The sequence below is a fragment of the Rhizorhabdus sp. GW822-FHT03C02 genome (assembly GCF_058801765.1).
This window is the reverse complement of record NZ_JBXANN010000005.1, coordinates 165,059-177,314: the sequence shown is the minus strand read 5'-3', so window position 1 is coordinate 177,314 and position 12,256 is coordinate 165,059. Positions and strand designations below refer to the sequence as shown.

Sequence of the window (12,256 nt, the reverse complement as noted above, 5' to 3'; positions counted from 1 at the left end):
ATCCAGTCAGGGCTTTGACCCGCAGGCTATTCGCGGTTCCGGTAACTTGCAGACGAACCTTGGCATTGGGCGGGCAAGTATATTCCGCGTCGATTTCAGCCCCCAGCGCGGCGTAGGAGTGGATGATCGGGATCGGCCCGCCTGGCGCCGGCACGAACGGCGCGGCCGCAGCCAATCCGATTGCAAGAAGCAGCGACATCGTCAGTTCCCCAGCTCCGGATAAAATCCGCCGCGCACAGCGGCGGGATAAACGTCATGATCGTTACCAGCTGGCACAGCGGCCGTGTTCTGGACAGCATCATATTCTGAAACATAAGCCCCTGTTGAGTTCCGGTCCGGTCCTTGCAGCGCTTAAAGCGTCGCACGATCATTCCAGTCCGGACCGTTGATTAGGGCTGCAAACCGCGGCCGCAAGCTCATGCTCATCTGAGAGATGGTAAGGTTCAAGAAGGCGCGCTTAACGTCCGCCGGGTCGTTGAATTCTTGTCCGAAAAAGTTGTCGGCGACGGTTAAATAGTGCGCGTGGGCCTTCATCAGTCGGTCCTTTCGGGTCGTGATCGTAGTGTGGCGGCACCGCAGTGCTCAAGGTAGCTTTTTGTCTGAGAGGAACTTCGAAACTGACGATTCCCCTTGGCATTCGGCCGTCGGCGGGCGATTCTTCCAGCATGAGGCCGATCACCGCCAAGGATGTCGAACTGCCCGAAGGCAAGCGCCGCGAACTCGATTTCGTGGTGCAGCTGATCCGCGACGGTTTCGCCGAGGCGATCGCCGGCAAGAAAGCCGAACGCCTCGCCAACGGGCGGCTGCTCAAGATCATCTTGTTCGGATCCTATGCGCGCGGCGACTGGGTCGAGGATCCGGTCGGGCGCTATTTTTCGGACTATGACATCCTCGTCGTCGTCGATGATGAGGATCTGACCGACGTTCCCGAATTCTGGTTGAAGACCGAGGATCGGCTGCTCGATGCGCTGTCCGAAGGGACCTATCTGCGCACCCCGGTCAGCCTGATCTATCACACGCTCGACGATGTGAACGAGAAACTGCGGCTCGGGCGCTACTTCTTCATCGACATCCTGCGCGACGGCATTTCGCTGCTCTCTGAACCGGGCCATCCATTCGCGAAACCCGAGCCCTTGTCGCGGGAGCAAGCGCTGAAAGAGACGCGGGAATATTACGAGGAGTGGTTCGAGAGCGCGGTAAAATTTAAGCGGGCATATGAGTTTTTACGTGGAGACGGTGCGCCAAAAGAGGCCGCCTTCAACCTGCATCAGGCCGCTGAACGCCTCTATCATTGTCTGCTTTTGGTGCGCACTTTGCACAGCCCGAAGACGCACAATCTGAATCGGCTGCGCTCTCAGACCGAGCAGCTCGAGCCCCGTTTGAAGACCGTCTGGCCGGGCGAAAACAAGTTCGAGCGACGCTGCTACGACCTGCTTCGCGCGGCCTATGTGAAGGCGCGATACTCGCGCCAATATCGCATCACCGACGAGGAATTGGCTTGGCTCGGCGAGCGGGTCGAGCTGCTCACGACCATCATCCGCGAGCTGTGCCTGGAGCGGATCGAGACGCTCGCCAAGGCCGCCTAAGCCGGTCAATTTCGCGGCTCTCGCGGCCCACTTCCCCATCCTGATCTGAAATTCTACCGATCGATTTCGGCCGCGCTTTGCGCGGCCCTCCTCATTTCTCACCGGCATTTCTCGACGTCCCGCCGGCAAAAATTGGCGGAATTTTCGCGTCATGGTGCGGACAAGCGGCAGAATGTGGCGGCGGGTGGATGGCGTCCACATCCGTCCATGGCTGTTTGGGCTGCGGTGGAGCGAGGGAGGGGCAGGTAAGGCAAGATAAAGCCGTCCCTCCACGAGGCCCGGAAACGCTGTCTGCACGTCTTCTTTTGTGGAGGCATGGCCGCGACCGAGCCTCCATGCAGTGAGCAAAGGCCGGGATTGCGGGCCTTTCGTTGGAGGCCCTTGAAGGCCGAACTGGCGCTTCCCTCATTGCCGGCCTTGCGGGCGATGACGAGGATCATGCGATGGCGGGCGATGATGATTTCGAGCTGTGGCTGGGGTTCGTCGGCGACAACAGCGGCGGGCAGTCGTTCGTCGGTCGGGTGCGCAAGGCGACCAATCTCGCGGGTGGTGTCGGCCGTGCACGCACCCGCCGTTTCGACGGCAGCCGCATCGGTCGCGGCGCCGGGCTCGGCCGGGTGCTCGGATCATCCGACCGCTTCACCGGCCGGCGCGCGCGGCGGGTCGTGGTCAAGGCGCGGATCGTCAAGCTCGCCGGCACCGGCGCCAAGGGGGCGGTGGCGCATTTGCGGTACCTGCAACGCGACGGCACCACGCGCGACGGCGAACGCGGCACGCTCTACGGGCGCGACGTCGACGTCGCCGATGGCAAGGCGTTCCTCGAACGCGGCCAGGGCGACCGCCACCAGTTCCGCTTCATCGTCGCTGCCGAGGATGGTGCCGAATATGAGGATCTCAAGCCGATGGTCCGCCGGCTGATGGTACAGGCCGAGCAGGATCTCGGGACCAGGCTCGACTGGGTCGCGATCGACCATTTCAACACCGGCCATCCCCACACCCACATCCTGCTGCGGGGTGTCGATGACCGGGGCAAGGATCTGATCATCGCCCGCGAATATATGACCCAGGGCTTTCGGATGCGCGCGACCGAGATCGTCAACGTCGACCTCGGACCACGCACCGACCTCGAGATCATGACCGCGCAGAACCGTGAGATGACCCAGGAGCGTTTCACCTCGATCGACCGCCGGCTGATCGCGGCGATCGACGCCGAGGGGCTGGTGTCGCCTGCCAATCTCGACGGCATCGAACAGTCGCTGCGCGCCGGGCGGCTGCAGGCGCTTGGGCGGATGCAGCTCGCGGTCGAGGAGAGGAAAGGACGCTGGCGGCTCGACGCGCAGCTCGAACCAACGCTCAGGGCGATGGGCAAACGTGGCGACATCATCGCCACCTTGCACGAGCAGATGCGCGCCCACGGGCGCGACGTGTCGCCCACCGACTACGCGGTGTTCGATCCGGCCAGCGGCGCTGCGGCGCCGATCGTCGGCCAGGTCGCGGCGCACGGCCTGTCCGACGAGCATCGCGACCGTCATTATCTGATCGTCGAGGGGGTCGATGGCCGCAGCCATTATGCCGAGATCGGCCTCGCGCCAGCCGAGCCGATCCGCGAGGGCATGATCGTCAGCCTCACCCCACGCCCGATCGCCATCCGTGAGGCCGACCGCACCGTCGCCGAGATCGCCGCCGTCCATGGTGGGCGGTACAGTCTCGATATCCATCTCGACCATTATCCATCGGCAAGCGAGGAGTTCGCCCGGGCGCATGTCCGTCGGCTGGAGACGATCCGCAAAGAAACCGGCGGCGTTGCCCGCGAGCCCGACGGGACCTGGATCATCGCGCCCGACCATCTCGCCAAGGCACTGGCACATGAGCGCAGCCTTGCCGAGCGAGCGCCTGTCGTCATCGCGGCGTTGAGCCCTCAGCCGCTCGACCGGCTCGCAACCCATGATGGTGCGACCTGGCTGGACCGGGAGCTGACCAGTGCCAGCCCGGTGCCGCTCGAGCGCGGCTTCGGCGCGGAAACCCGCGCCGCGCTCTCGCTCAGGCGGCAATGGCTGATCGATCAGCAGCTTGCCGAACAGGATGGCGATCTCATACGCTATCCCGCCAATCTGGTGTCGATGCTGCAGCGGCGCGAACTGCTGCGCGTCGCCGGGCAACTCAGCCAGGAACTCGGGCTCGACTTCACCGAGGTCGGCAAGGGCGCGCGGGTCGAAGGTCGGCTGGCGCGGGCGGTCCAAGTCGGCGACCGGCGCTTCGCGCTGATCGAGAAGAGCCGGGAGTTCTCGCTGCTGCCGTGGAAGCCGGTACTCGAACGGCAGATCGGGAAGGATGTCGGCGGCATCATGCGCGGTGACGATGTCAGCTGGACGATCGGTCGGGGACGCGGGCTCGGCATATCCTGAGGCGCGGGGTGCGTCGGACTGCTTCATAAGCGCACTGTCGACCTTGCCTCTATCGCGGCATTCTTCACGCCATGAAAACCGACAAGATCCGCCACCAATTCTATCTGCCCGATGCGCTGTCGGAGAAGCTCGAACAGCTTTCGGACAAGCCGGGGACATCGAAGACCGCTATCCTGACTGATGCACTGACGGCCTGGCTGGAGCGGCAGGGGGCCAATGAGCTGGATCAGCGCTTCGGTTCGAGGCTCGATCGGCTGGCGCGTGCGCTCGACCGGATCGAACAGCAGAACCGGCTGCTCGCCGAGACGCTCGGCGTGTTCATCCAGCATCAGCTGACGATGGTCGCGCATCAGCCGCCGTTTGATCCGGAGACGGCGCGATTGGGGCGCTCGCGCTATGACGCTTTGATTGATCTGGTAGGGCGCAGGCTAGCGAGGAAGCTGGGGCCGGAAACGAAGCAATGACTGTTCGGCAGATACCCAACGAACCAGCACCGATGCTGGCCCCGCTGACCGTTCGGATTTCCGAGGCCTGTCGGATCACTGGAATTGGCAGGTCGAAGCTTTATGAACTGATCAAGGCTGGCGAGATCCAGACGGTGAAGATCGGGGCCTCGACCTTGGTCAGCATGGACAGCTTGCGGCGTCTGGTTTCGTCTGCCGCGCCGTCGAACTGACGCGACCTTTGGCAAGCTGCTGCCAGCCCGAGCGCTTGAATTTGAGGCGAAGCCGCCATTCCTGGCAAGCTCGGACAACGGCAGCGCCTGCTGTAAGCGGACGTAAGCACGAAGCCAATCGAGCCATTTAATTGCCCTCGACCGCAAATCAGCCTACGCTTTTCAGTCTACCGGTTTCGCGCTCGATCGCTCAGGCGGCTAAAGGTCGCACTCAAATAGCGATCGGATGGGGAGGCGGCCAGAGTTGCGGTCGGAGCTTCCCTGCGCTCGGTAAAAGCCCAACTCGAAATCCGAGGATGGTTTTGTGCCGATCTGAACTATGGTAGCTATTACTTATGCCTGATCCAATGCTGACATCAATTGCCGTGAATTGTATGTGGGGTTTGATAACTGGGCCGGTCGGCAATCGAGCCGATGCAGCAATTGTGCTTGCGGCAAAGAAAGTTCGTGCCACGCTCGGGCGGGCATCCGCCTCTGATAGCCAGCATATTATGCGAGCGACACATACCGCCTATTTAGAAGCAATGAGTGTTATGAATATTGCCTGGAAGGCATTGGCCAACACTAGCGATGATGTCCAGAGCTCAAAGCATCTAGACAAGTTGATATCTCGACCCGATTTTGTTGCGTTTAGGGATGACGGCGAGCATTTTCCCTTGGATGTGACTAATCAAATTATAGAAAAAATGTTCAGTGGCCGGCGTAATATCGAAATTATGGAAGTTAAAAACTCGAATGAGACTTTAAATTCGTACGTCATAAACGATCTTGAAGCTTGGGGGGTCCCGGTCACGCCAAGCCTAAGAATGCTTTTCATCTCAGGTTACCAGGGAAAAAATCCTTGGAATGTCGTATTTGAGGAAAAATTCTTGCACCAGTTTGCAAAAAATTCTGCATTCAGCAGGATTTTTACATTTGAAGCTCTGCAAAATATTAAATCGGATATCAACGATATTGGCGAGAAGGTTAACAGCGTCGGCGACAAAATTATTTCTGTCAAGGAAGATTTGAGCTCGATGACGGAGACGATGCTCTATGAGTTTCAAAAACTCACGGCAAAAATCTCTAAGGATAGTGATATTCCGATATCCGCGGTCGAAGCAGTCGCGAGAGAATTTGGTGATTTTAAAGAGGGCGGTAATTTTCAAGCGCTAGATCGGTTTCTGAGAGATAAGGCTACGGAATATAAATCGCTTCTTAGTAAGATTGAGAATTTAGAATCATCCAGTAATAACGATAGGCAAATTTTTCTGGAGGCTCAGGATGCGCTCAAGCGAGGGGATTTCGCTAGAGCGAACGCAGCATTGGTAACGGCGGAGGAGCAGATAGACCAAGAGATTGATAGCCTTATGCTTCGGAAGGCGGAGCGTCGTGCTCTGCGAGCTGATTCGACAAAATTGTCGGGACAATACCAGGAGGCCGCCAGTCTTTACGACGAGGCTCTGGCAATGATGGAGCTGGCAGACCCATTTGAGAAGGCTGCTTTGCTGTTATCATCTGGCGATGCTTATCGTCAACTAGCTGCTCGGAATGGCGATATTGAGGCTGCGAGACTATCGATATCCAAATTTTCGCGGGCATCAGATTATATTGATCGCGCGCAGAACCCGAAATTCTGGGCTTTTGTCCAACGGCAATTGGGTAATGCATTGCAGCAGGCGGCATTTCTCAGCTCAGAAATCGGCGACTGTGAGAATAGTATCATTGCGCTCAGAAATGCGATCGATGCAATTTCCGAATTAGAAGATGAATTTGAAGAGCGTCAAATTAAATTTGATTTGGCCGCCGCCCTTTCGTTTCTTGGAAAAGAGAAAAAAAGCGGTGATTTGATTCGCCAGGCCATTAAAGAGTTCGAATATTTATTGCATAAGATAGATCGGTTGAATGATGCATCTGAATGGATCTGGACTAATAACAACTTGGCTGTTGCATATTCAGACCTTGCCGAGACTGAAGGTGATTTGGAAAATAGTAGATTAGCTATAAAAATATATAAAGAATCTGTCGAAATATCGTCACAATTCCTGCATGCCCAAGAGTGGGCTCAGGCGTGTAGAAATATTGGCGTTAACTACAGAAATTTAGGTCAAATTGAAAAAAAATCTGAGCTGTTAAGTTTTGGTATAGAATATTACGATATGGCTATGCTGGTTTATATGAAGGATGTTTGGCCCGCGATATGGGTACGGTGCCAGCTAGGCAAGGCAGTATGCCTAGGTAAAATTGGTGACTATCAAAACCGTCCGGATAAGATATTGAGTGCCATATACCTTTCCGAGGAATGTCTAACTTTTTATGACGTAGAAAAGTTCCCGAGCAAATGGCGAGAGGTGGCTGATATAATATTTGAGTTTTGTTTTATATTGGTCAACCCGAGATTCAAAAATGTGGATGGTGCAAATATCGGCATAAAATATGGTAAATTGATTATGGAATATTTTCCGGAAACTCATGACAATCCTTATTTTAGGCGGTATATGGCCAATCTATATCATGCCGGATATTTCTTGGGTGAATCAGTTGAATACAAGATGGCGGGAATTAAAGAATACGAGACGCAGATTGCGTTGATCATCAAAAGCGGGAAAGATTTGCAAATGTGTCTGAGGCTAGAGCTAATTTAGCAGCACTCCGCGGGGAGCGATGAGTTGCCCCGCATGATTAGCGCGCCATACAGTGCGCAAATTGCTGCACGGAGCGCACAGCCGAGCCACTTCTGGTGAGCTAAAAAGTGCCGATTGCTGTTGGTTTATCTGGCATCGCTGGTGCCGCTTTGATACTATTTCCGGGTGACGGATCGAGGCTCTTCCCCCCGTCGATGAGGACGCCCGCATCGCCGAGTTGGAGGCAGCTCTGGCGGCCCGTGACTCGCTGGTCGAGACATTGCGTTTTCCAGCTAGCCCAGCTCCGCGGATCACCTTCGGCCGATCTACGGAAAAGCTGTCTTTTAGATCCAACAGTTCGAACTCACCCTTGAGGAGTTTGAAAGGCGAAGCCGAACTTGCCGACATCCGCAAGGTCCAGGTGGATCAAAGGGAGCCTCGGCGGCGGTCCGCGCCCTACCGGCGCATCCGAGAAGGGTCGCCCAGCCGAGGCCGCTGCAGCGGGGGGGGGGGCGTTGGAGCGCCGAAGCGCGCGCCGCGCAAACCCAAGTCCGTCAAAAGTTAAGCTTCGCTCCCTTGTCGTACTCGCGGGGCGGAATGCTCACTCTTTGAGCCCCGCCGGACCGCGCGGCCGGGGGGGGGCCCTGTTCGTGCGGGTCCGCAGAAATCCGCCCACAGCCCGAACTTCTTGGGCACTCCTTGGGGGCCATCTCAGGCGATGATAGGGCTAAACGTTTGAATTATAATTGAAAGATTTGACCGATTAAATTCCCTTCACCGTCGACATGCTTTGTATCGCATGGCTGAACTCGGCCTACGTGCCATGCCGGCAACGCGACTCATCGAGATGGAATTAGGGCATGCCGACGCTAAAGGTCTTATGCTTGTCCAATGCGAATATGAAACCGTCCGCCGCGCCTACAAGCCTTTAGCAACGCGTCCCCCGCTGCAGCGGACGGCGCTTTCGTCAGCTCCGAAAATCCGGAGGGCCAGAGCCGTTGCTCGAGAGAGGCTGAAAGACTTTCATCCCTATTTCCCAACCACGGCATCCCTGATCAGGCCCAGGAAACCGTTCCAGCCGAATGGGAAATCGCTGATGTCGGTCGCACGGGCGAAGCCGTTATGGATCAGGGTGAGCTTCGTACCGTCGCCGTCAACCTCGAGCAGCCAAGTGATTTTCTGGCCGCCATTGGCAGCGTCGCCACGCCAGTCGGGCCAGTCGGTCACCAGCCGCACATTCTCCTCCATCTCGATGATCCGCGTCGGGCCGCCCTCCACCGTCCGGCCGTCCTGCTCATAGACCCAGCCATAGCTGTAGCGGCCGCCGACGCGCGGCTCGACGCTGGCCTTGCCGAAGGTCCAGGCGTCGAGCAGCGCGGGATCGAGCAGCGCCCTGAAAACCGCGGCGCGCGGCGCGTCGATGTGGATCGACTCGCGGACCTCGGGCGCCGGATCGCTGAAGTCCGGCAGCAATATCCCACGGCCCTCCTCCGCGAGTGTCTTCAGATTGCCGAGATGGAAACGCCACAGATCGTCAATCAGCTCGCGGCCACGCACGATCGGTGGCAGTTCGGGAAAGCTGCACGTCGCCTCGACACGGCATTTTTCGGGCGCGTCGCCGGGGGTTATGGCGATCGCGACATGCCCGGTGACGCCGTGCAGCGGCCAGTCCCAGCCGATTGCGCGATCCTGCTCGAATGCCGTCAAGATCGTCGATGTCGGCGCATAGGCTCCGCGCCCGGCGAAGCTGAAACGACCGCCCAGGCGCGGCGCGAGCTCGACCTCCTCGGCAAACCAGCGACGCAGCTCGATCGGATCGCTGACCATCGCGAACGCCCGCGCCGGCCCGACATCGAGATCGCACCCGTTGACGATGTCCGCTTCAGCTTTTGCCATGTGATCTCTCCTGCGATTCGACGAGATGCTTCAGGGCCACGAGCCGGGCCGCCCAGAATGCGCGATAGGGTTGCAGCCACAGATCGACCCCGGCGAGCGGGGCGGGCTCGAGCATATAGATCCGGCGCCGCCCCTCGCTGTGCTCGCGTACCAGCCCCGCCGATTTCAGGATGCGGACATGTTTGGCGATCGCCGGGCGGCTGACCGGAAAATGCGACGCGATCTCGCCCGCCGCACGCGGCGTCTCGCGCAGCAGGTCAAGGATCGCCCGGCGCGTCGGATCGCCGAGCGCATCGAAGATGACATTATCGGTCAGGGCGATTCGCGTAACCATATGGTTACATATTTCGACTGAAGAGGCGCGTCAATCGGTCGCGCTACGACGACGCGCGCCAGATCCAAGACTGACGGCTATGTCATCGCGCGTTTCCAACTGGTCGAACGAGGTCGGCTAGATCAGATCGTATCTTTGTACCCGCGAATATCGTCCCGCCAACGGCGACCGAATAGCGCCAGATTTCTCCGTCCGGATCCGTCAGAGCTGCCCTGACCATCTTCCAGAGGGGGCCTTGCCCGATAAGCTCGCTGACCGAATGGTCTACCAGAGCGGCGAGCAGCGCTTGTGACCGGCGCAGTTCTGCCGGCTCTTCTCCTCTATAGGCCGTCACGCGTTTCCTTTCCGGGCGTCATCCGGGAGACAAGCGGATTATTGCGTCCACTTCATTACAGTTGACGCCCTGGCCGTTCCCCTCTGTAGCAGCGGTCTTTAGGTCACGAAGGGGGGCGAGCAGTTGAATTCTACTGCGGGCCGGGCCCCGGTCGGGCCGTAAGCGCACGCAGACAGACACCTGCCTGAAGTTGACAGACCTGTTCGGGCGCGCTCCACTTGGATGTGGTCATTGGGGGCAAAACACTGGAACGTGGCGTGCGTGTGATCATCGTCGGCCTTAGGCGAGGCTTCCTGATCGGCGCGTTCTTCACCGCTCTCTTGTTGGGAAGTTGGTGTATCTGGAAAATGCTCGATCCGGCACGGGAGGGCGTTCTGTTTCGCAAAACAGTTGCGTTGTACTGGCGCAGCCCCGTGCGCGAAGCTCGCGACGCCGCTCGCCGTGGGGATTTCCGGCTGGGAATAGCGCACACAATGGGGCCCATGCCGAGCCCCAGTTCCTTACCTGGCGTCCACTGCGCAGTCTGGTTTGTTTCGGCCACCGGCAAAAGGCTCTTTACCAGCGACATGCGCCTCGGTGGGGATGACATGCACGAGGCCGCCGCACTTCGTTTCCTCACCCGCTACAATCAAGCATTGGTCGCCGACCCCGCTTTCCCGTACCCTGAGCTTTGTGCTCGCGAAGGTGCTCATTCCGCTCCGCGCTATATAGGACCCGTCCGAAACTACGGAGAAGCAGCACGCGCAAATGATTTGGACGCGCTGAGACGGCTCGCCGGCGATCATGCGCTGGGCATCAATCATCGCGACATGCTGGGATACACCGCGCTGCAATGGTCCTTGCGAAATCGGCATCGTGAGATCGCGACCAACCTGCTTAAATTGGGGGCGGACCCTAATCTGCGCGCTCCGAACGCTAGCGGTGACACGAGCCTAGGCCCTGCGCCGCTAGCCCGAGCGCTTGTAAACGGCGACGACGAACTCGTCCGTCTTCTGTTGGCGCGAGGAGCGCGAATGAAAGATCAGACCGGGCTCTGCGATTTCGATTACGGCATCGGAACGGATGATCATCGATGTACGTGGGCTGGGTTGGTAGCAAGTCGAAAGCGCCTGCATCTTCTGCCCATCGCTCTTGCGGCGGACGAGAAAGCCTTCCACGATCCTGACGACCCTTCAACCATGTTAACTGGTCGGGATGAGCTCGTCGGCGTGTTTGTTGCCATGGTGCAGAGGAACGATCCGTTTGCACGTAATTTAATCCCTTTCTTGCGCGAAGATCAGCCCAGCTTTCGGGTCGCTTGGCTGCGTGCGCAAAAACGCGAGGATCTGGCCCTCTTATATGCGCGCCAGAATGTGAACCGCCTCGGCTATGCCCAGCCCGAAACGAAGGCACATCAACTCGGACTGCTTCTCAACCCACAGCCCTCGAGCTTCGGCGAACTGCCCGACAACCAACGTTGGCCGGACTCCCCCCCTGAGCCAGGCCGCTCGAAGGCCCTGGCTCTCATAAACGAGGCGGCGCGTCAGCGTGATCAATGGTCACTAGAGAAAATGCTCCAGATAACCGTTGGAGGCGGGTGGGATGAGTTATCGCGCGCGATCCTCAGGGCCGGATTTGATCCACGTCGGGCTCGTCGGCCCGACGTGTTATGGAGCCGCTGGGCAAGTCTCGGGTCGCCTTGTCGACCCACAACCGGAAGATTGCTTGTCAGGGCGGGCTTGCCAATTACGTATCCGCTCAATCCATTGCTTAATGGTGAACCGCCAATGTGGATCATGGCTGCGGGTTGTGCAAATTCTGCCAGTGCACGTGTGCTGGCGATGGCAGCGCCAATGCAATTAGAGTTCATGGAAGAAGACGGCTCGACCCTTGTGGACGTCGCGGAGCAACATCAGCGCCCGCTCATGGCAAGCGCGCTCCGTAGGCTCGGGGTCCGCGCAGGAACCGAGTTAACAGGTAAATTAGCCGCAGCGCGCGCGGCACGGCGGCGCGCCATTGACTGGGACATCGTGCAGAGTGGTGAGGCGCGGTGATGGTCAGTAGGGCCCTCGAACGCCGGGCAGCGTCGATCGGGAACGGCAAGATTCTCCGAAACGGCCGTTCGCTGTCGATAAGCGGAACGACCGACTCTGGTCGATATCGGAAGCCGCGCTCAATCTCGCCGTGACGAAATCGTGGTCGTACAATCCGGCAGTTAGATAGCGACGCCGGGCCATCGCGTTGATCTAGAAAATTCATAAAACGGGGCAAATTCGGGCATCGAACCGTGCAATGATTCCGTTTTGGGGGTATATCGAGGGTACATGCCTCGGCGAGCTCAACATCGTAATGATTTGATTTCAAATAATTAAAACGGATTTGTGAGTCCTCTCCTGGCACCATCATCCTTTCATGGGGTGATCGCGACAATCCCGAAAATCCG

9 protein-coding genes are annotated in these 12,256 nt (G+C 58.5%); 6 read left to right on the top strand and 3 right to left on the bottom strand.

Translation table 11 applies throughout. The annotated features are described in order from the left end of the window. Nucleotides 1-351: 351 nt before the first annotated feature. Nucleotides 352-534, bottom strand: coding sequence for a hypothetical protein (locus AC1RM6_RS15095; protein ID WP_493102587.1), 183 nt, complete (start codon nucleotides 532-534; stop codon nucleotides 352-354). Between the two features lie 44 nt (nucleotides 535-578). Here AC1RM6_RS15095 and AC1RM6_RS15090 point away from each other — a divergent pair, with 44 nt between their 5' ends. The 5 genes from AC1RM6_RS15090 (at nucleotide 579) to AC1RM6_RS15070 (ending at nucleotide 7,291) form a co-directional block, all read left to right on the top strand. Further along, nucleotides 579-1,586 carry a HEPN domain-containing protein gene (locus AC1RM6_RS15090; protein ID WP_493102585.1) on the top strand — a complete coding sequence of 336 codons (1,008 nt, stop codon included), beginning with the start codon at nucleotides 579-581 and terminating at the stop codon, nucleotides 1,584-1,586. 443 nt (nucleotides 1,587-2,029) lie between these two features. Continuing rightward, entirely contained in the window at nucleotides 2,030-3,991 is a 1,962-nt protein-coding gene (rlxS, locus tag AC1RM6_RS15085; protein ID WP_493102583.1) for a relaxase/mobilization nuclease RlxS, read from the top strand. Nucleotides 3,992-4,062: 71 nt separating this feature from the next. Continuing rightward, nucleotides 4,063-4,455: a CopG family transcriptional regulator gene (locus AC1RM6_RS15080; protein ID WP_493102582.1), complete on the top strand. Its 393-nt coding sequence runs from the start codon at nucleotides 4,063-4,065 to the stop codon at nucleotides 4,453-4,455. Nucleotides 4,456-4,487: 32 nt separating this feature from the next. Next, nucleotides 4,488-4,667, top strand: a complete 180-nt coding sequence (locus AC1RM6_RS15075) for a helix-turn-helix domain-containing protein (protein WP_493102580.1) — start codon at nucleotides 4,488-4,490, stop codon at nucleotides 4,665-4,667. 335 nt (nucleotides 4,668-5,002) lie between these two features. Beyond that, nucleotides 5,003-7,291, top strand: a complete 2,289-nt coding sequence (locus AC1RM6_RS15070) for a tetratricopeptide repeat protein (RefSeq protein WP_493102578.1) — start codon at nucleotides 5,003-5,005, stop codon at nucleotides 7,289-7,291. Between the two features lie 1,008 nt (nucleotides 7,292-8,299). Here AC1RM6_RS15070 and AC1RM6_RS15065 read toward each other — a convergent pair. Both AC1RM6_RS15065 and AC1RM6_RS15060 read right to left on the bottom strand, forming a co-directional pair. Continuing rightward, complete coding sequence (locus tag AC1RM6_RS15065) at nucleotides 8,300-9,166, bottom strand: SRPBCC family protein (protein WP_493102576.1); 867 nt, start codon at nucleotides 9,164-9,166, stop codon at nucleotides 8,300-8,302. Continuing rightward, the gene (locus tag AC1RM6_RS15060) at nucleotides 9,153-9,500 is read right to left on the bottom strand and encodes a metalloregulator ArsR/SmtB family transcription factor (RefSeq protein WP_493102574.1); all 348 of its coding nucleotides are present in this window, start codon (nucleotides 9,498-9,500) and stop codon (nucleotides 9,153-9,155) included. The genes AC1RM6_RS15065 and AC1RM6_RS15060 overlap by 14 nt, the downstream gene beginning before the upstream one ends. A gap of 558 nt (nucleotides 9,501-10,058) precedes the next feature. Between AC1RM6_RS15060 and AC1RM6_RS15055 the strand changes: the two genes are divergently transcribed. Further along, nucleotides 10,059-11,867 (top strand): ankyrin repeat domain-containing protein, encoded by a 1,809-nt coding sequence (locus tag AC1RM6_RS15055; RefSeq protein WP_493102937.1) that lies wholly within the window; start codon nucleotides 10,059-10,061, stop codon nucleotides 11,865-11,867. The last annotated feature ends 389 nt before the right edge of the window (nucleotides 11,868-12,256 follow it).

Coding starts and splice junctions, on each gene's coding strand:
- AC1RM6_RS15095 (WP_493102587.1), bottom strand. CDS start 534: ATGAAGGCCCACGCGCACTATTTAACCGTCGCCGACAACTTTTTCGGA.
- rlxS (WP_493102583.1), top strand. CDS start 2,030: ATGGCGGGCGATGATGATTTCGAGCTGTGGCTGGGGTTCGTCGGCGAC.
- AC1RM6_RS15080 (WP_493102582.1), top strand. CDS start 4,063: ATGAAAACCGACAAGATCCGCCACCAATTCTATCTGCCCGATGCGCTG.
- AC1RM6_RS15075 (WP_493102580.1), top strand. CDS start 4,488: ATGCTGGCCCCGCTGACCGTTCGGATTTCCGAGGCCTGTCGGATCACT.
- AC1RM6_RS15070 (WP_493102578.1), top strand. CDS start 5,003: ATGCCTGATCCAATGCTGACATCAATTGCCGTGAATTGTATGTGGGGT.
- AC1RM6_RS15065 (WP_493102576.1), bottom strand. CDS start 9,166: ATGGCAAAAGCTGAAGCGGACATCGTCAACGGGTGCGATCTCGATGTC.
- AC1RM6_RS15060 (WP_493102574.1), bottom strand. CDS start 9,500: ATGGTTACGCGAATCGCCCTGACCGATAATGTCATCTTCGATGCGCTC.